This window comes from Bradyrhizobium sp. AZCC 2289 (assembly GCF_036924615.1).
Taxonomy (GTDB): domain Bacteria; phylum Pseudomonadota; class Alphaproteobacteria; order Rhizobiales; family Xanthobacteraceae; genus Bradyrhizobium.
In genome coordinates this window covers 47,128-65,575 of the sequence record NZ_JAZHRY010000001.1, presented here as the reverse complement: position 1 = coordinate 65,575, position 18,448 = coordinate 47,128, and the positions used below count along the sequence as shown (strand labels likewise).

At 62.8% G+C, this 18,448-nt stretch carries 18 protein-coding genes and 1 pseudogene; 16 read left to right on the top strand and 3 right to left on the bottom strand.

The window, feature by feature from the left end; translation table 11 throughout:
• Nucleotides 1–103 precede the first annotated feature (103 nt).
• The 8 genes from secY to V1289_RS49440 all read left to right on the top strand — a co-directional run bounded on the left by secY (nucleotide 104) and on the right by V1289_RS49440 (nucleotide 6,384).
• Nucleotides 104–1,435: a preprotein translocase subunit SecY gene (secY, locus tag V1289_RS00335; RefSeq protein WP_074276053.1), complete on the top strand. Its 1,332-nt coding sequence runs from the start codon at nucleotides 104–106 to the stop codon at nucleotides 1,433–1,435.
• A 66-nt stretch (nucleotides 1,436–1,501) separates the two neighbouring features.
• Nucleotides 1,502–2,341: an adenylate kinase gene (locus tag V1289_RS00330; RefSeq protein WP_334395163.1), complete on the top strand. Its 840-nt coding sequence runs from the start codon at nucleotides 1,502–1,504 to the stop codon at nucleotides 2,339–2,341.
• Nucleotides 2,342–2,528: 187 nt separating this feature from the next.
• On the top strand, nucleotides 2,529–2,897 hold the full coding sequence (gene rpsM / locus V1289_RS00325; RefSeq protein WP_027536799.1) for a 30S ribosomal protein S13: 369 nt from the start codon (nucleotides 2,529–2,531) through the stop codon (nucleotides 2,895–2,897).
• Between the two features lie 124 nt (nucleotides 2,898–3,021).
• The gene (gene rpsK, locus V1289_RS00320; RefSeq protein ID WP_006021048.1) at nucleotides 3,022–3,411 is read left to right on the top strand and encodes a 30S ribosomal protein S11; all 390 of its coding nucleotides are present in this window, start codon (nucleotides 3,022–3,024) and stop codon (nucleotides 3,409–3,411) included.
• Between the two features lie 116 nt (nucleotides 3,412–3,527).
• Nucleotides 3,528–4,571 (top strand): DNA-directed RNA polymerase subunit alpha, encoded by a 1,044-nt coding sequence (locus tag V1289_RS00315; protein WP_334395162.1) that lies wholly within the window; start codon nucleotides 3,528–3,530, stop codon nucleotides 4,569–4,571.
• Nucleotides 4,572–4,751: 180 nt separating this feature from the next.
• Nucleotides 4,752–5,168 carry a 50S ribosomal protein L17 gene (gene rplQ, locus V1289_RS00310; RefSeq protein ID WP_074276056.1) on the top strand — a complete coding sequence of 139 codons (417 nt, stop codon included), beginning with the start codon at nucleotides 4,752–4,754 and terminating at the stop codon, nucleotides 5,166–5,168.
• A gap of 242 nt (nucleotides 5,169–5,410) precedes the next feature.
• A complete protein-coding gene (locus V1289_RS00305) occupies nucleotides 5,411–6,265 on the top strand; it encodes a transposase (protein ID WP_334395161.1) in 855 nt (284 codons plus the stop codon).
• Entirely contained in the window at nucleotides 6,262–6,384 is a 123-nt protein-coding gene (locus V1289_RS49440) for a transposase (protein ID WP_442895932.1), read from the top strand. Before V1289_RS00305 ends, V1289_RS49440 begins: the two co-directional genes overlap by 4 nt.
• A 51-nt stretch (nucleotides 6,385–6,435) precedes the next feature.
• Here the strand turns inward: V1289_RS49440 and V1289_RS00300 are convergent, their stop codons facing one another.
• Nucleotides 6,436–8,196: an IS1634 family transposase gene (locus V1289_RS00300; RefSeq protein WP_334395160.1), complete on the bottom strand. Its 1,761-nt coding sequence runs from the start codon at nucleotides 8,194–8,196 to the stop codon at nucleotides 6,436–6,438.
• Between the two features lie 560 nt (nucleotides 8,197–8,756).
• On the opposite strand from V1289_RS00300, the pseudogene V1289_RS00295 reads away from it, so the two are divergent.
• Nucleotides 8,757–9,552: pseudogene (locus V1289_RS00295) on the top strand (SDR family NAD(P)-dependent oxidoreductase).
• A 9-nt stretch (nucleotides 9,553–9,561) separates the two neighbouring features.
• Nucleotides 9,562–9,858 (top strand): DUF1330 domain-containing protein, encoded by a 297-nt coding sequence (locus V1289_RS00290; protein WP_334395159.1) that lies wholly within the window; start codon nucleotides 9,562–9,564, stop codon nucleotides 9,856–9,858.
• Between the two features lie 120 nt (nucleotides 9,859–9,978).
• On the opposite strand, the gene V1289_RS00285 is transcribed toward V1289_RS00290, so the two are convergent.
• Complete coding sequence (locus V1289_RS00285; RefSeq protein ID WP_334395158.1) at nucleotides 9,979–10,992, bottom strand: zinc-binding alcohol dehydrogenase family protein; 1,014 nt, start codon at nucleotides 10,990–10,992, stop codon at nucleotides 9,979–9,981.
• Between the two features lie 135 nt (nucleotides 10,993–11,127).
• Here V1289_RS00285 and V1289_RS00280 point away from each other — a divergent pair, with 135 nt between their 5' ends.
• The 5 genes from V1289_RS00280 to V1289_RS00260 all read left to right on the top strand — a co-directional run bounded on the left by V1289_RS00280 (nucleotide 11,128) and on the right by V1289_RS00260 (nucleotide 17,035).
• The gene (locus V1289_RS00280; protein WP_334395157.1) at nucleotides 11,128–11,505 is read left to right on the top strand and encodes a winged helix-turn-helix transcriptional regulator; all 378 of its coding nucleotides are present in this window, start codon (nucleotides 11,128–11,130) and stop codon (nucleotides 11,503–11,505) included.
• A gap of 141 nt (nucleotides 11,506–11,646) precedes the next feature.
• On the top strand, nucleotides 11,647–13,038 hold the full coding sequence (locus V1289_RS00275; protein ID WP_334395156.1) for a DegQ family serine endoprotease: 1,392 nt from the start codon (nucleotides 11,647–11,649) through the stop codon (nucleotides 13,036–13,038).
• A complete protein-coding gene (locus tag V1289_RS00270) occupies nucleotides 13,035–14,369 on the top strand; it encodes a replication-associated recombination protein A (RefSeq protein WP_334395155.1) in 1,335 nt (444 codons plus the stop codon). The genes V1289_RS00275 and V1289_RS00270 overlap by 4 nt, the downstream gene beginning before the upstream one ends.
• A gap of 90 nt (nucleotides 14,370–14,459) precedes the next feature.
• On the top strand, nucleotides 14,460–15,656 hold the full coding sequence (locus V1289_RS00265) for an RluA family pseudouridine synthase (RefSeq protein WP_334395154.1): 1,197 nt from the start codon (nucleotides 14,460–14,462) through the stop codon (nucleotides 15,654–15,656).
• Between the two features lie 158 nt (nucleotides 15,657–15,814).
• A complete protein-coding gene (locus tag V1289_RS00260; RefSeq protein WP_334395153.1) occupies nucleotides 15,815–17,035 on the top strand; it encodes an amidohydrolase family protein in 1,221 nt (406 codons plus the stop codon).
• A 20-nt stretch (nucleotides 17,036–17,055) separates the two neighbouring features.
• Here V1289_RS00260 and V1289_RS00255 read toward each other — a convergent pair whose 3' ends face one another.
• Nucleotides 17,056–17,499: a hypothetical protein gene (locus V1289_RS00255; protein ID WP_334407197.1), complete on the bottom strand. Its 444-nt coding sequence runs from the start codon at nucleotides 17,497–17,499 to the stop codon at nucleotides 17,056–17,058.
• Nucleotides 17,500–17,601: 102 nt separating this feature from the next.
• Here V1289_RS00255 and V1289_RS00250 point away from each other — a divergent pair, with 102 nt between their 5' ends.
• The gene (locus V1289_RS00250; RefSeq protein ID WP_334395152.1) at nucleotides 17,602–18,378 is read left to right on the top strand and encodes an ATP12 family chaperone protein; all 777 of its coding nucleotides are present in this window, start codon (nucleotides 17,602–17,604) and stop codon (nucleotides 18,376–18,378) included.
• Nucleotides 18,379–18,448: the final 70 nt, after the last annotated feature.

Here is an 18,448-nt window from a genome sequence, read left to right as displayed (position 1 = left end):
CAGAACGATGGACTTATCGTAGCCGAGCACCAAATAATGTCCGGCGTCTGCCGATGGCCCCATGACGGGCGTCGGCGCGAGGGCGGCGGGAGAAAGCCAAGACATGGTCTCAGCAGCAGAACAACTTGCGGCAAACCTCAATTTCGGCGCTCTGGCCAAAGCCGACGAACTGAAGAAGCGCATCTGGTTCACACTGGGTGCGCTGCTTGTTTATCGGCTCGGCACCTATATCCCGCTGCCCGGCATCGACCCCAATATCTGGGAGCAGGTGTTCAAGTCGCAGGCCGGCGGCATCCTCGGCATGTTCAACATGTTCGCCGGCGGCGGCATCCACCGCATGGCGATCTTCGCCTTGAACATCATGCCGTATATCTCGGCCTCCATCATCATCCAGCTTCTGACCACGGTTTCGCCGCAGCTCGAGGCCCTGAAGAAGGAAGGCGAGGCCGGCCGCAAGACGCTGAACCAGTACACCCGCTATCTGACGGTGATTCTGGCCGCATTCCAGTCCTACGGCATCGCCGTCGGCCTCGAGGGCGCCGGTAATGTGGTCAGCGATCCCGGCCTGTTCTTCCGTCTCTCGACCGCGATCACGCTGACCGGCGGCACTATGTTCCTGATGTGGCTCGGCGAGCAGATCACCTCGCGCGGCATCGGCAACGGTATTTCGCTGATCATTCTCTCTGGCATCGTCGCCGAGCTGCCGTCGGCGCTCGCCAACATGCTGGAACTCGGCCGCCAGGGCGCGCTGTCGACCGGGCTGATCCTGGTCGTGATCGTGATGGCGGTCGCCGTGATCGCCTTCATCGTGTTCATGGAGCGCGCGCAGCGCCGGCTTCTGATCCAGTATCCGAAGCGCCAGGTCGGCAACAAGATGTTCGAGGGCCAGTCCTCGCATCTGCCGCTCAAGCTCAACACTTCGGGCGTGATCCCGCCGATCTTCGCGTCCTCGCTGCTGCTGCTGCCGACCACGGTGGCGAATTTCAACGCCGGCAAGGGCCCGGAATGGTTCCAGTGGATCACCACCCAGCTCGGCCACGGCCGTCCGCTGTTCCTGATTCTCTATCTGGCGCTGATCGTGTTCTTTGCGTTCTTCTACACCGCGATCGTGTTCAACCCGACCGAGACCGCGGACAATCTGAAGAAACATGGCGGTTTCATCCCCGGCATCCGTCCGGGCGAACGCACCGCCGAATATATCGACTACGTGCTGTCGCGCATCACGGTGCTGGGCGCGATCTACCTCGCGATCGTCTGCCTGATTCCCGAAATTCTGATTTCCTACGCCTCGGTGCCGTTCTACTTTGGCGGCACCTCGCTGTTGATCGTTGTCAGCGTGACGATGGATACGGTGGCGCAGGTGCAGGGCTATCTGCTCGCCCACCAGTATGAGGGGCTGATCAGGAAATCCAAGCTCAGGGGCCGCCGCCGCTGATTGGCGGCCTGGAACTCAAAACACGGGTGTGCGGTAGTCGCTCACCAAGCCGGGGGGCGAGTAGTCATGAGATTGATCCTGTTGGGACCGCCTGGCTCAGGCAAGGGGACCCAGGCGCAGCGCCTTGTCCACAAGCACGGCATCGTCCAGCTCTCCACCGGCGAAATGCTGCGCGCCGCGGTTGCCGCGGGTACGCCCGTCGGCATGCAGGCCAAGGAAATCATGTCCAGCGGCGGGCTGGTGCCCGACGAGGTCGTGGTCGGGATCATTTCCGACCGGCTCGACCTGCCTGACGCCAAGAGGGGGTTCATCCTCGACGGCTTTCCGCGCACGGTGCCGCAGGCAGCCGCGCTCGACGAACTCCTGAAGAAAAAGCATCTCAAACTCGATGCGGTGGTCGAGCTTCGCGTCAACGAAAGCGCGCTGCTGGAGCGGGTCGAAACCCGGGCCGCGGAGACGCGCGCGCGGGGCGAGGAAGTGCGAATCGATGACACCCCGGAGGTGTTGACCACGCGCCTCGCCCAATACCGCGCCCTGACCGAGCCGCTGATTCACTACTATTCCGAAAAGCGGAAGCTGTTGACCGTCGATGGTATGATGACCATCGAACACGTCACCCGGGAAATTAACCGAATCCTCGCTGCGATCGGCGCCGTGGAACCCAAGCCGGTGGCCGGTGCGCCGGCCAAGCGGGCCGCTGGCGCCGCCAGGATCGGGGGCGGAGCAACCGCCAGGAAAGCCGCAAAGACCACCAAAAAGGCCCGGAAGGCCGGGAAACCGGCCTCCAAGGGGGCTAAAAAGCCCTCCAAGGTCGCCAAGCCTGCCAAGAAGACGGTGAAGAAGGCCGCCAAAACTGGGGCAAAGAAACCGGCGAAAAAGGTCACGAAAAGGCGAGCTAAGCGATAGCAGCGGTTGACGAAACCGAGTTGAATCCTTTAATAAGCCTCGCATCCAAGTCGGATAGTTTCAGACGATGCCGGACCCCGAGGAATCTGAGGGGACGGGCGTCGTGTTCGCGTTTGCGGACACCTGCCCGAGAACAGCAAGAACTTAAAGCCCGGTCCGCGAGGGACCGGCGACAGGAGAGAAGTCCGTGGCCCGTATTGCCGGCGTTAATATCCCAACCAACAAGCGCGTCCTGATCGCGCTCCAGTACATCCATGGCATCGGCCAGAAGAACGCGGCCGAGATCATCGAGAAGGTGAAGATCCCCGAGGATCGCCGCGTCAGCCAGCTCAGCGATCAGGAAGTGCTGCAGATCCGCGAAGTGATCGACCGCGACTATCTGGTCGAGGGCGATCTTCGTCGTGAGGTTGGCATCAACATCAAGCGTCTGATGGACCTCGGCTGCTATCGCGGCCTGCGTCATCGCCGCGGCTTGCCGGTGCGCGGTCAGCGCACCCACACCAATGCGCGCACGCGCAAGGGTCCGGCCAAGTCGATCGCCGGCAAGAAAAAGTAATTTTGCGAATAGCGAGTAGGGAGTGGCGAATAGTTCTATTCGCTACTCGCCATTCGCTACTGGCGTTTTTAGGTGTAGCCGCTGGCATTACGGCGGCGTTTGAGATCACAGGAAAGGTTTTGGAATGGGCAAGGAAGCCACCCGCGTACGCCGCCGCGAACGCAAGAACATCGCCTCCGGCATCGCGCACGTGAATTCGTCGTTCAACAACACGACCATCACCATCACCGACGCGCAGGGCAACACCATTGCCTGGTCGTCGGCCGGCACGATGGGCTTCAAGGGTTCGCGCAAGTCGACCCCATATGCGGCCCAGGTCGCAGCCGAAGACGTTTCCAAGAAGGCGCAGGAACACGGCATGCGCACGCTGGAAGTGGAAGTTGCCGGCCCCGGTTCGGGCCGCGAATCGGCGCTTCGTGCGCTGCAGGCGGCGGGCTTCACCGTCACATCGATCCGCGACGTGACCACGATCCCGCATAATGGCTGCCGTCCGCGCAAGCGCCGGCGGGTTTGATATTCGATCGCGGGCGATTTTTCGCCTGCGATTGTTTTTGGAATTTGTAAAGCGCGGACTGATCCGCGATCTCCAACGCCAGTAGCGGGCCATCGAGCGGCCCAAATGACTGGCCCATGGGTGACACAGTGACGATCCAGAAAAATTGGCAAGAAAATTGGCAAGAACTTATTCGACCGAACAAGTTGCAGATCACGCCGGGCACCGACGCGACCCGGTTTGCGACCGTTGTCGCCGAGCCGCTCGAGCGCGGCTTCGGCCAGACGCTCGGTAACGCGCTGCGCCGCATCCTTTTGTCCTCGCTGCAGGGCGCTGCGGTGCAGTCGGTGCATATCGACGGCGTGTTGCACGAGTTCTCCTCGATCGCGGGCGTTCGCGAGGACGTCACCGACATCGTGCTCAACATCAAGGACATCGCGATCAAGATGCAGGGCGAAGGCCCCAAGCGCATGGTCGTGAAGAAGCAGGGCCCGGGCGCCGTCACCGCCGGCGACATCCAGACCGTCGGCGATGTCGTGGTGCTCAATCCCGACCTGCAGATCTGCACCCTGGACGAGGGCGCGGAAATCCGCATGGAATTCACCGTCGCCTCCGGCAAGGGCTACGTCGCCGCCGAGCGTAACCGTCCCGAGGACGCGCCGATCGGCCTGATCCCGGTCGACAGCCTGTTCTCCCCGGTCCGCAAGGTCTCCTACAAGGTCGAGAACACCCGCGAGGGCCAGATCCTCGACTACGACAAGCTGACCATGACGATCGAGACCAACGGCGCGATCACGCCGGAAGATGCGGTGGCCTATGCCGCCCGCATCCTGCAGGATCAGCTCAACGTGTTCGTGAACTTCGAAGAGCCGCGCAAGGAAGTGGCGCAGGAGATCATCCCCGATCTCGCGTTCAACCCGGCGTTCCTCAAGAAGGTCGACGAACTCGAACTGTCGGTGCGTTCGGCAAACTGCCTGAAGAACGACAACATCGTCTACATCGGCGACCTCGTGCAGAAGTCGGAAGCGGAAATGCTCCGCACCCCGAACTTCGGCCGCAAGTCGCTGAACGAGATCAAGGAAGTGCTGGCCCAGATGGGTCTGCATCTCGGCATGGAAGTGCCGGGCTGGCCGCCGGAGAATATCGACGAGTTGGCCAAGCGCTTCGAGGATCATTATTGATTTCGTCATTCCGGGGCGCGCGCAAGCGCGAACTGCGGTGCGCAGTTGCGCACCTGAGAATCTCGAGATTCCGGATCGCCGCTTCGCGACGTCCGGAATGACTGGGGCGAACGCAGGCGGCCCACCTGAGCAGATTGTCCGACGAACCGTCGCGACGAAACGAGTATTGAGGAATATAAAATGCGTCACGGCAAGGTTCATCGGAAGCTCAACCGCACCGCCGAGCATCGGCGTGCGATGTTCGCCAACATGTGCGCGGCGCTGATCAAGCACGAGCAGATCGTCACCACGCTGCCGAAGGCCAAGGAATTGCGCCCGATCGTGGAAAAGCTGGTCACGCTCGGCAAGAAGGGCGGCCTCTCAATGCGCCGCCAGGCGATCTCCGAGATGCGCGACAAGGATCAGGTCCGCAAGCTGTTCGACGTACTGGCGACCCGCTACAAGGACCGCCAGGGCGGCTACACCCGCATCATCAAGGCCGGCTTCCGCTACGGCGACAACGCCCCGATGGCGGTGATCGAATTCGTCGACCGCGACGTCGATGCCAAGGGCCTCGACTCCGGTCCGGTGCAGGAAAAGTCCGCCGAAGCGGCGTAAGGCTTTCTCGGATTGGTTTTCAAAAGCGGCGCCTCGGGCGCCGCTTTTTTTATCCCGTCGTCCCGGCCCAGATGCGCAATTGCGCATCAGGAGCCGGGACCCATAACCACAGGAAGTGGTTTTGCGGCACGGCGTCAGCCACGCTGCCTTACCCGAGAGATCACGCGGTATGGGTCCCGGCGAAGGCCCATAGGCGTTAAAATAGTCTTGCGGCGCGGAATCGTCTGTGATTCCAAAGTGTCATGAGACACGAATCGCTTGTGAACGAAGACTGGAAGAATGTTGTCGCCCGGCTTGGCGGGGTGGAAACGCTCAATGTGACGGCGCGCGAGACGAAAGCGTTTTTGCGTCCGCGAGAGATCACCAACGCGGTGGATTTGCTGCGCGTGATCCTGGCCTATTGTCTGGGCGAGCGGGGGTTGCGGTCGACTGCGGCCTGGGCGACATCGGTGGGCCTTGTCGATATTTCGAGCGTGGCGCTGCTGTATCGCTTGCGTCAGTGCGGAGACTGGCTCGCGTTGCTGGTGGGTCAGATGCTTGCGGCCGCCGCCCCGCAAGCGAGTCGCGGTCGGATCATCCGCATCGTTGATGCCACCACAGTGCCGAAGAACGGAGCTGACGCCAGAAAGAAGAACGAGTTGTGGCGGATTCACAGCGCCTTCGATCTTCCGCAGGAGCGCTTTGGCCACTTCGAACTGACCGATCAGCAGGCGGGCGAGACGCTCGACCGGATACCGGTGGTGGCGGGCGAGATTCGCCTTGGCGACCGTGCCTATTTGCAACCGGATCGCATGGCGAGCGTGATCGAAGCCGGCGGAGATTTCGTGATCCGGGCTGGCTGGAAGAGCGCGTGCTGGCTCGATGGTAAAGGCAATGTGCTCGATCTCGTCGCCGAGTTGCGCAAGGCGGCGGCCCGTCGGCTGATCGATCGGCCGATTTGGATAAAACGCAAAAGTGGCGAGCCTCTCGCCTTGCGTCTGGTCGCGGTCAAGAAGCCGGCGCATGCTGCTGCCGAGGCGCGACGCAAGGCGCGTCGGCCGCCCAGCGCGGAGGCCATCAGATATCCAAGCAAACGCTCGACGCGGCAGATTGGGTGATCCTGGTGACCTCACTGAAGCCGACAGAGTTCGCGACCGCGGATGTTCTCGCACTCTATCGCCTGCGATGGCGGATTGAACTCGGCTTCAAACGGCTAAACCGAAGTTTTCACCCATGAATCGCATAAGTATCTGATGCGGTTTGATCATTCGTCCGCGAGGCTACTCGGTTACTGGACACGAACGGGATTGAGCCCGAGCAGATCGAAGGCCGCCTCCTGGAGGGCGGTTGGTTTGGAGTGAAGGGTAAAGCGGTGCTTGGGGCGCGCGGGCACGTGCATGGTGTTGCGAGCGAGTGTTCCGAGATGCGCAATGAGGTCACCGAAGCTCATGACGCGCTGACCGTCTGCCGATCGCCTGGTTGTCTTCTTGACCTTGACGACGTCTGACGGTGCGGTGGCCGCAACTGGAGAAGTTCGCTCCGCTTTGGCTGCTGCCAGATCGGTGTCGTGGAACAACAGCGGCGCTAGGGCCTCCCGTAGGAGCCACTCGACATGGTAGGCGAGCATGCACAGGAAGACATGAGCCCGCACCCTGTCCGCGGTCCAATGACGGATCGGCCGGATTTCCAGATCGACGCTCTTCAGGGATCGGAATGCCCGTTCGACGTGCGAGAGATCCTTGTAGGCCTGAACTGCTTCTGCGGCATTCAGATGCTCGGCAGGCATGCTGGTTCGGATCACATAGATGCCGTCGAGGCGCGCCTCTGCCTCGATCTGATCGAGCCGTCTATGCCAGGAGAGATGACCATCGCGGATCGTAACGACGAAGTGCTTGGCCATCTTTCTTTTGTTAAGAACCGCGCCGACCGCCAGACCTATTTCGGCAGCGTCACGCAAGGGAGCGTTCCTGCGCCGGACCTTGGCTTCGATCCGGGCCAGTTCGCGTTCAGTCACTGCTAACAAGTCCTCACGCTTGCGCGCCCGTTCGGCGGCGAGGTCGTGATTGCGGCACGCGATCAGCCGTTCGCCTGGGAACATGTCCGGCGCGCTGATTTCGGCGAGATCGCGATCATCGAACAACGACAGCTGTAACGGCCCATTTTCCGCGGCCAGCGCCTGCACCGCCGGTGCACGCAGGCAGGTGATCCAATCGAGATTCGCGGGCCTAAGTTCGTCGCGAATGCGGGCCGAGGTGATCATGCTGCGATCTCCGACCAGCACCAGACGACTGATCCTGAAGCGATCCTTCACCTTCTCGATCTGCGCGCTCAAGGTTGAGGGATCCGCGGTGTTGCCGTCGAACACCTCCACGGCGATCGGCAGTCCCTCGCGTGTGCAGAGCAGCCCATAGACAATTTGCGGCCGGTCCTTGCGGTGATCCCGGCTGTGGCCATAGCGCGCCAGCGGGCAGCAGCGGCCCTCGAAGTAAGATGAGCTGACGTCATAGAGGACCAGCACGCCGTCTTCGAGATGCCGCCGCGCCAAGCCATTTTCGACGCGGCCCTGACGTTCGAGCAGCCAATCCAGCGCCTCATAGGCCTCCCGCTCCTTGACCCGGCCAAGGTGCAAGACCGCGCCCAGACTCGATACCGCCGTCTCCTCATCGATCGCGCGGACAAAGCCCAGCTTCGATCGTGGCGCAATCAACCGATCAACCACCATGGCGACAACGAGATCGCAGCAGCGTCGCGAGGCCGGATCCTTCGCCGCACCCAGAATCAACCGGTCGAGGCCAATCTTGCGGATCATTCCAAGCGCCGCCGCAACATGGCCGTGCGGCAATGAGCGCTCGACTTCCAGTTCCTGCGGACCAGTGCCGATGACCGTTCCGCCCTTCAGCACCGCCTTCAACGTATCGATCATATCACGCGGCAGCTTGCTGAGATTGGCCAACGTCCGCTTCTGCGAACGGCCTTGCTCGTCGCGATAACTCTCCCGCAGCAACACCGCAGGCGGAGAGTCTCGATTGGGCACCATCTCGATGAACATGCCCGAATCGAATCATATCCTCGCCGATTTGGGAATCCCCTTACATGGACACAATCACAGGATCATTCCCACCCTAACCCACTGCACTGACTCAAGTCTCTCCTGACGACACGAGCAAACTTCGGGCTAAAGAGCCTGATCGGTCTCAAGGGACCACCAGGAATCGACGAACGCTCCGCCAGACCTCATGTGCTGGCTCATCTATTGACTATTCTACTGCTCGAGCCGCTCATCGACGAACTTGAGGACTCTCCCCGCTTGGTCGAAGCCGCCTGACACCGCCTGGTGCCTGGCGTCTGCTCCAGCACCTCATCGCCTCGCTACTCCAAGCGGTGATTCCACAGCCCACGATCGACCGCCTGCGCCGAGCAAAATCGGTCCTCCAACGCCATCTCCGCGAGCCGCCAAGAAAACGTCAGTATCAAACAATGTTCCCACTATCTTAACGCATATGGGCGTTCGCCGGGACGACGTTGGAGTTGTGCCAGCTATGCCGGCTGGGCAATTGCGGCCGCGTGTGGCGCTTCCGATATCTCCGTCATCACAGATGGAGACGGCACATGAATATCGACCTTTCGGGAAAAACCGCGCTGGTGACGGGCTCGACCTCCGGCATCGGTCACGCGATTGCAAAAGGCCTTGCGGCGACCGGGGCCAGCGTGGTGGTCAACGGACGGACGCAAGCGAAGGTCGACGCCGCCGCGGCGGGGTTGGCCAAGGGGGTGCCGGGCGGCAAGGTCCGCGGCATTGCCGCCGATGTCTCGACCGCTGCCGGATGCGAGGCCCTGGTGGCGGCGCTGCCGCAGGTCGACATCCTCATCAACAATGCCGGGATTTTCGAGCCGAAGGATTTTCTCGACATCCCCGACGAGGACTGGGAGCCGCTTCTTCGACGCCAATGTAATGTCCGGCGTGCGGCTGGCGCGCGCCTATCTGCCGGGCATGCTGAAGCGGAATTGGGGCCGCATCGTTTTCATCTCGTCCGAATCCGCGTTGAACATTCCGAAGGAAATGATCCACTACGGCATGACCAAGACCGCGCAGCTCGCGGTCTCGCGGGGGCTGGCGGAAATGACCCGCGGCACCGCGGTCACGGTCAATTCGGTATTACCGGGACCGACCATGTCGGAAGGCGTTGAGACCTTCGTCAAGGATCTCGCGAAGCAAAACGGCCAGTCGGTGGAAGAGGCGGCGTCGCAGTTCGTAAAGCAGTTCCGCCCGACCTCGCTGCTGCAGCGCTTTGCCGGCGTCGAGGAGATCGCCAACATGGTGGTCTACATCGCCTCGAAAGAAGCCTCAGCCACCAACGGCGCCGCGCTGCGCGCCGAGGGCGGTATCGTCCAGACCATCGCGTGAGGATGAGAGATGTCGGCCTATGTGATTTCAGAACTCGAAGTGCGCGATCCCGTCGCCGTCGAGACCTATCGCACCATCGCCGCCAAATCGATTGCGCAATATGGCGGCCGCTATCTGGTCCGCGGTGGCGCCGCCGAGGTCGCCGAGGGCGGCCCGCCGGTGAAGACCATCGTCGTCGTCGAGTTTCCCTCGATGGAACGCCTGCGCGAATGGTACGCCTCGCCGGAATACGCCGAGCCGCTGAAGCACCGGCGGACGGCGCTGGAGCGGCGTTTGATTTTTGTCGAGGGTGTGGCGGCGGCATAGTTCGTCATTTTCCGTCATGGCCGGGCTTGTCCCGGCCATCCACGTATTCCTGCTTCGCTGCACGCGAAGTCGTGGATGCCCGGGACAAGCCCGGGCATGACGAGGCGGATGGAGAGACGCTTACCACCCCTCCAGCACGATCTTGCCGCGCGATTTGCCGCTTTCCAGCAGCGCATGCGCGCGCTTCAGGTTCGCCGAATTGATCGTGCCAAACGTCTGATCGAGCGTGGTGCGCAGCACGCCCTTGTCGATGAGGTCGGCGACGTCGTTCAGCAGCATGTGCTGGCCGATCATGTCTGCGGTCTGGAACGAGGAGCGCGTGAACATGGATTCCCAGTGGATCGAGACCGCCTTGCCCTTGAAGGCGCTGACATTGAATTCCGGGGGATCGTCGATCAGACCGAACTTGCCCTGCGGCGCGATGAAGTCGGCGATTCCCTTGTAGTGCTGGTCGGTGTAGGTCAAGCTTGCGACCAGGCCGACCGGCGGCAGCTTCAGCTTTTCGATCTGCTCCTTCATTGGCTTCGCGTGATCGATCACGGCATGGGCGCCGAGATCGAGGCACCATTTTTGCGATTCCGGACGTGTCGCGGTGGCGACCACGGTCAAGCCCGTGAGGCGGCGCGCGAGCTGGATCAGGATCGAGCCGACGCCGCCGGCGCCGCCGGTGATCAAAAGCGTGCGCGGGTCGACGCTCTTGCCCGGCACGGCGCCGAGGCGGTCGAACAGCAATTCCCAGGCGGTGATCGAGGTCAGCGGCAATGCTGCCGCCTGTGCAAACGACAGCGATTTCGGCTTCTTGCCGACGATGCGCTCGTCGACCAGATGAAACTCCGAATTGGTGCCCTGGCGCTGGATCGAGCCGGCATAAAAGACTTCGTCGCCCGGCTTGAAGAGGCTGACGTCGGGGCCGACGGCATCGACGATTCCGGCGGCGTCATAGCCCAAAATCTTGGTCTCGCCCTCCGGGGGTGCTGCACGCTTGCGGACCTTGTAGTCGACCGGGTTGGCGGAGATCGCCTTCACGGCGACCCTGACGTCGCGGCCCTTCGGCTCGGGTTTGGCGGTCTCGAAATCGATCAGTGCATCCGCGGCATCGATCGGCAGCGATTTTTTGTATCCGACGGCCTTCATGTCCTGTCTCCATCTGCGGGCGCCTGAAAAATGCTCTCCGGCTAATTGTCGCGCTGGCGTCAAAATGGCAAGTACTGTAAATTCAGGGATATAGTCCCTGTTTGGATACTATTGGAAAACACCCGGAAAAATCGCATGAAACGGCGGAATTTTGCCCATCGGCCCGGCTGCGCGGTGGAAACAACGCTCGACCTGATCGATGGCAAGTGGAAGGGCGTCATCCTGTTCCACCTGCAGGTCGGCACCCAGCGCTTTGGGGAGTTGCGGCGGCGGATGCCCGGCATTACCCAGCGCATGCTGACAAAACAGCTCCGCGCGCTCGAGGATGACCATCTCGTGATCCGCAAGGTCTATGCCGAGGTGCCGCCGCGGGTCGAATATACCCTGTCGGAAATCGGCGAAAGCCTGCGGCCGGTGATCGATACGTTGAAGGCCTGGGGCGAAGGCCATCAGGAAAGGCTATCCTGTGCACCGGTGCCGGCAACCATCAAAGCGCCCGATCGCGCGGCGTAGAGCATGATCCGGAAAAGTGGGCACCGGTTTTCCGAAAAGATCATGCTCAAACAAAGGTAACGGTTTCGCGTCCCGGTTTCTCTTCTCTCGCTGTTGGCTCGCGCCTATATCAAAGGCCACGAATTTCAGGATTTTCGCAAGATGTTGATACGCTCTTTGGCTGTGCTGCTGGTTTCCGCCGTAGTCGCAACCCCGGCGCTGGCGCAGGACCGCCGTGTGCCGTCCTCGCCCGCGGAACTGCGAATGTCCTACGCGCCGATCGTGCAGCGCGTGCAGCCCGCGGTGGTCAACGTCTATGCCGCCAAGACCGTGCAGAACCGCAACCCGCTGCTGGACGATCCGATCTTCCGCCGCTTTTTTGGCGTACCCGGCCAGCAGCCGGAACAGATGCAGCGTTCGCTGGGTTCGGGCGTGATGGTCGACGCGTCCGGTCTGGTCGTCACCAACAACCACGTCATCGAAGGCGCCGACCAGGTCAAGATCTCGCTCGCCGACAAGCGGGAATACGAGGCCGAGATCGTGCTCAAGGACAGCCGCACTGATTTGGCGGTGCTGCGCCTGAAGGACACCAAGGAGAAGTTTCCGACCCTCGACTTCGCCAACTCGGATGAATTGCTGGTCGGCGACGTCGTGCTCGCAATCGGCAATCCCTTCGGTGTCGGCCAGACCGTGACGCACGGCATCATCTCGGCGCTGGCGCGCACCCAGGTCGGCATCACCGACTATCAGTTCTTCATCCAGACCGATGCTGCGATCAATCCCGGCAATTCCGGCGGCGCGCTGGTCGACATGACCGGCAAGCTCGCCGGCATCAACACCGCTATCTACTCGCGCTCCGGCGGCTCGCAGGGCATCGGCTTTGCGATCCCCGCCAACATGGTGCGCGTGGTGGTGGCATCCGCCAAGAGCGGCGGCAAGGCGGTGAAGCGCCCGTGGCTCGGCGCGCGGCTGCAGGCGGTGACGCCTGAAATCGCTGAGACCTTGGGGCTGAAGCTGCCGAATGGCGCGCTGGTCGCCAATGTCGCGCCGAACAGCCCGGCGTCGCGGGCAGGGCTGAAATTGTCGGATCTGATTGTCGCGATCGACGGCCAGGCGATCGACGATCCCAACGCATTCGACTATCGCTTCGCCACCCGGCCGCTCGGCGGCTCGGCACAGATCGACGTGCAGCGCGGCAGCAAGACCGTCAAGCTGACGGTGGCGCTGGAGACCGCGCCCGACACCAACCGCGATGAAATCGTGCTGACCGCGCGTTCGCCGTTCCAGGGCGCCAAGGTCGCCAACATCTCGCCTGCGGTGGCCGACGAACTGCATCTGGACGGGTCGACCGAAGGCGTCGTGGTGACCGATCTCGCCGACGATGGAACGGCCGCCAATGTCGGCTTCCAGAAGGGCGACATTATCCTGGCGGTGAATAATGAGAAGATCGCCAAAACCAGTGACCTCGACAAGGCTTCGAAGACGTCAGCGAGAGTCTGGCGCATCGTCCTGGTGCGCGGCGGGCAGCAGATCAACGTGACGCTGGGCGGATGAGCCCGAAGCAACCGCGCGAGGCTACCAACCTCTTTGCCGCGGCAGGGATGGAGCAGGACGCCCCGCGTCCGCTGCCGGACCGGTTGCGCCCGCGGGCACTGGCCGATGTCGTCGGTCAGGATCACATCCTCGGCCCCGACGGCGCGCTGACGCGGATGCTGGAAACGCGCACGCTGGGCTCATTGGTGTTCTGGGGACCGCCCGGCACCGGCAAGACCACGGTGGCGCGGCTGTTGGCGGATGCCACGGAGCTGCATTTCGAGCAGATTTCGGCGGTGTTTTCCGGCGTGGCCGATCTGAAAAAGGTGTTCGATGCCGCGCGCGCGCGCCGCGAGATGGGCAGGGGCACGCTGCTGTTCGTCGACGAGGTGCACAGATTCAACCGCGCGCAGCAGGATTCCTTTCTGCCTGTGATGGAAGACGGCACGGTGGTGCTGGTCGGCGCCACCACCGAAAATCCGTCCTTCGAGCTCAACGCGGCGTTGTTGTCGCGGGCGCGCGTGCTGGTGTTTCATTCGCTCGATCCCGCCGCGGTCGAAAAACTTTACGCCCATGCGGAGAAGGTCGAGGCACGGAAACTGCCGCTCGATGCCGAGGCGCGCGCCGTGCTGGTGCGGATGGCCGATGGCGACGGCCGTGCCGCGCTGACCCTTGCGGAAGAAGTCTGGCGCGCCGCGCGCAAGGACGAGGTCTTCAACGCCGAACAGTTGCAGGACATTCTGCAGCGCCGCGCGCCGATCTACGACAAATCGGCCGACGGCCATTACAACCTGATCTCGGCGCTGCATAAATCCGTGCGCGGCTCCGATCCGGATGCGGCGCTGTACTATCTCGCGCGCATGATGGATGCCGGCGAGGATCCGCTGTTCCTGGCGCGGCGCGTGGTGCGGATGGCGGTCGAGGATATCGGCCTCGCCGATCCGCAGGCGCTGGTGATCTGCAACGCCGCCAAGGATGCCTATGATTTCTTGGGCCACCCCGAAGGCGAGCTCGCGATCGCGCAGGCCGTGATCTATCTCGCCACCGCGCCGAAATCGAACGCCGCCTACATGGCATTCGGTGCCGCGATGCGCGCGGCGAAGGAGGGCGGTTCGCTGCTGCCGCCAAAGCATATCCTCAATTCGCCGACCAAGCTGATGAAGTCGGAAGGCTATGGCGGCGGCTACGAATACGACCACGACGCGTCGGACGCGTTTTCCGGCCAGGAGTATTTCCCGGACGCGCTGGGCCATCAGACTTTCTACGACCCGCCCGACCGCGGCTTTGAGCGCGAGATCCGCCGGCGGCTGGATTACTGGGCGAAGCTGCGGCGGGAGCGGGGGCCGAAATAGGCCGATCCGACGCCGGATTTCTCCCGATTCACCGTGACGATTCGCGGCATTTGCGCTACCCAACGGCTTAACTCCGGAGCCAGCGCAATCATGAGCCGTCGCGTCAAGAAACCTCTCCGCCCGGCGGGCGATCGCCCCAAGGGCGCGCGGCCCTATCGGGGTTCGCAGGCCGAGCGGGCGCCGGCGCATCGTCCGGGCGGCAAGCCCGCGCGCTTTGCGGCTTCGGCGCCGCGTGCGCCGAAGCCCTTCGTGCCCGAGCCTGAAATAGTCGTCGTCGAGGCGCCGCCGCTGCCGACCAAGGTTCAGACCGTGGTGGTGACCGCTGATGAGACCAACATGCGCGTCGACCGGTTTCTCGAAGCGCGTTTCCCCGGCCTGTCGTTCTCCCACATCCAGCGCATCGTCCGCAAAGGCGAGTTGCGCGTCAACGGCAAACGCGCCGACAGCAAGGACCGGCTGGAGGAGGGGCAGAGTGTGCGGATTCCGCCGCTGAAGCTCGATGCGCCGAAGGCGGCGCCGGGAAGCCTGTCCGAAGCCGCGCAAAAGACGCTGCAGGCGCTGAAGGACATGATCCTGTTCGAGGACGCCGACGTCATGGTGCTGAACAAGCCGCAGGGGCTGGCGGTGCAGGGCGGCTCCGGCATCACGCGCAATATCGACGACATGCTGGAAGTGATGCGCGACCCCAAGGGCCAGAAGCCGCGGCTGGTGCACCGGCTCGACAAGGAAACTGCGGGCTGCCTCTTGATCGCGAAAACGCGCTTTGCCGCCACCGCCTTGACCGGCTCGTTCCGTCACCGCTCCGCGCGCAAAATCTACTGGGCGCTGGTCGCGGGCGTGCCAAAACCGAAGCAGGGCCGCATCTCGACCTATCTCGCCAAGGAAGAGAGCGAGGACGACACCATCATGCGGATCGCCAAGCATGGCGACGAGGGCGCGAGCCACGCGGTGACCTATTACGCGGTCGTGGAGACATCGGCGACCAAGCTCGCCTGGGTGTCGCTGAAGCCGGTCACCGGACGAACCCATCAATTGCGCGCGCATATGGCGCATATCGATCACGCCATCGTCGGCGATCCCAAATATTTCAACAAGGAAAACTGGCAACTGCCGGGCGGCATTTCGAACCGCCTGCATCTCTTGGCGCGCCGCATCGTGATTCCGCATCCGCGCGGCGGCGTGATCGATGCCAGCGCGCCATTGCCGCCCCATATGCTGCAATCCTGGAACCTGCTCGGACTCGAGGCCGAACGGTTCGATCCGATCGAGAACGCGCCGGAGGAATGACGGTGCTCCACGGCATCAACGCACCGTGATCCGATATCGTTCGAGAGGGAGCAAGAGCTGTCAAGGCGAGGTCGCACCGATCGGGTATCGTTCGGTCCGACCTGCTCCTTTCCTCAATGCTTCGAGCGACCATCATGCAACATTCAGGGATTTCAGGCTTGATCGGGAATCTGCGCCATGCCGCGCGTTTCCTTTTCCTCCTCGGCGCCGCGGCTTTCTTTAGTCCCTCCGCAAACGCGCAGAACCTCGTTCTCGCGGGCGGCAGCGTCTATAAGTCACCGGATGCTGCCCCGCTCGCGGATGCCGTCGTGGTGACGTCCGATGGCGTCATCACCGCGATCGGCAGCCGCAGTGAAGTGCATATCCCGAAAGACGCGCAGACCATCGATTGCACGGGAAAGACCGTCGTCGCCGGCTTCTGGAACAGCCACGTCCATTTCACGCAGGCCGCATGGCGAAACGCGGCCAGCGCGCCGGTGGCGCCGCTGGAAGAGCACATGCGGGAGATGCTGACCAAATGGGGATTCACCACCGTGTGGGACCTTGGCTCCGACCCGGATGATTCCCTGCCGCTGCGCCGTCGCATCGACGCGGGGGAAGTCGCGGGTCCCAACATCCGTTTTGCCGGCAACATCTTTCCCAAGGGCGGACATCCGGTCTATCTGCCCGCCGAGATACGGCTCCCCGAGGCCGCCACACCCGAGGAAGCCGCGCAGATGGCGCGCGGCTTCATGGGAATGGGGATGGACGGTGTGAAGCTGTTCACCGGCGCCTATATGGGCGACAAGCCCGTCGTGAACATGGATGTGGCGATCGCCAGGGCCGCGGTCGATGTGGCGCATGCACAAGGCAAGCCGGTGTTCGCCCATCCGCAAAACCGAACCGGACTGGAGACGGTGATTGCGGCGGACGTCGACGTGCTCGCCCACACCGTGCCCGGTGAACGCTACAGCCCCGAGCAGCTTGCCCGGTTCAAATCGCAGGGCACCGCGTTGATTCCGACGCTGTCGCTTTTTTCCAGAACGCTCGGCGGTCCGGCCCTGGCTGCCCGGCTGGTCGGGTCCGGCGTCGACCAGCTCAAGGCATTTTCCGACAATGGCGGCGCCGTTCTGTTCGGAACCGACGTCGGCTTCACCGAAATGTATGACACCTCGCTCGAATATGAACTGATGCACCGCGCGCTCTCGGAAAGTCAGGTGCTGGCCTCGCTGACGACGAACCCGGCGCGCTATTTCAAGGCCGCGAGCAAGGGCAAGGTCGAGCAGGGATTTGACGCCGATCTCGTGGTGCTCGATGGCGATCCCATCGCCGATGTCGGCAATCTCGCCAAGGTCGCCTACACCATCCGCGCGGGCCATATCATCTATCAGAAGCCGTGAAGCGGAATTGGCCGATCGCTCTACTGCCTGAACTGCGCGAGAAACATCCGCAGTGAATCGTGCGGGCTCTCGACGTCTGCAATCACCCAGCCGTCGGGGCCGTTGACGACGATGAAATTCAGCGTCACGGGGCGGCCGTGATTGTTGAAGGCCACGGTAACATAGATCTTGTCGAACTGTTTGCGCAGGATCGCGATCCTGACCGGGCCAAGTTGCCAGGTCGGGCTCTGCACCAGGAAATCGTAAGGGGCGTCCCGCGGCGCGCTCCACGCCGCGCGCAAACCCTGATCGAAGAACTGCCGCGCGGTTTCGGGATCGCGCGGCAATCCCCTTGAATAGTCGGACGCGCCATTGCCGTAATGGGCGTAGACGTTCCGGATCAGGGATTCCGGCGAACGGAACCCGGCCTGCGCTGGCGCGAGTCCGGCCAGCAGAACCGTGATTGCAGCGAAAATCCGCGCCATTCCGATCAGCTTTATTTGCATCCCGCCCAAACCTATCTATTTCAAGCCTATCTTCTTTATGCCAACCGGTGTCCATCTCGCTCAAAAACGCTATAAGGCCCCATGCGCGAATTATTCGATGAAGTGGCGGGAAAATCCCCGCTCGATCCGCAGGAGGCCGTGCGCCGCACGACGCGCGCGCCACAGCGCAAGCGCGTTTATACCTCGGCCGGCGTGGCCGAGGCTGATGGCGGCTTTGCGGTCACGCTCGATGGCAAGCCGATCCGCACGCCGTCCGGCCGCCAGGTGGTGGCGCCCACGCGCGAGATTGCGGAGGCGATCGCAGCCGAATGGAATGCGCAAGGCGAGATGATCAATCCCTTGACCATGCCGCTGACGCGCTTTGCCAACAGCGTCGTCGAGGCGGTAGCCGATCGGGTCGACGCGGTCGCGGACGATGTTGCAAAATACCTAGGCACCGATCTGCTGTTCTATCGCGCCGGCTATCCCGAGGCGCTGGTCGCCAAGGAAGCCGCGCATTGGGACCCGATCCTGTTTTGGGCGGCCGATACGCTGGGCGCGCATTTCATCCTCGCCGAAGGCATCGTGCATGTCGCCCAGCCGGAGACGGCGGTGGCGGCGGCGCGGGGCGCTTTCCCTGACGACCCCTGGTCGATCTCGGCGTTGCATGTGGTGACCACCCTGACCGGCTCGGCGCTGCTGGCGCTGGCGCTGGCGCATGGCGTGCGCGACGCCGAACAGGTCTGGGCCGCCGCCCATGTCGACGAGGACTGGAACATCGAGAAATGGGGCATGGACGAGGAGGTGGCGGCCCGCCGGGCCGCCCGGCTGGTCGATTTTCAGGCCGCCGTCCGCATCCTGACCGCCCTGAAGCGCTAAACCCCCGGGCGTATGAACATGCGCCTGTTTCATAATTTGAGCGCGATCGGACGCAAAACCGGTTGCCACT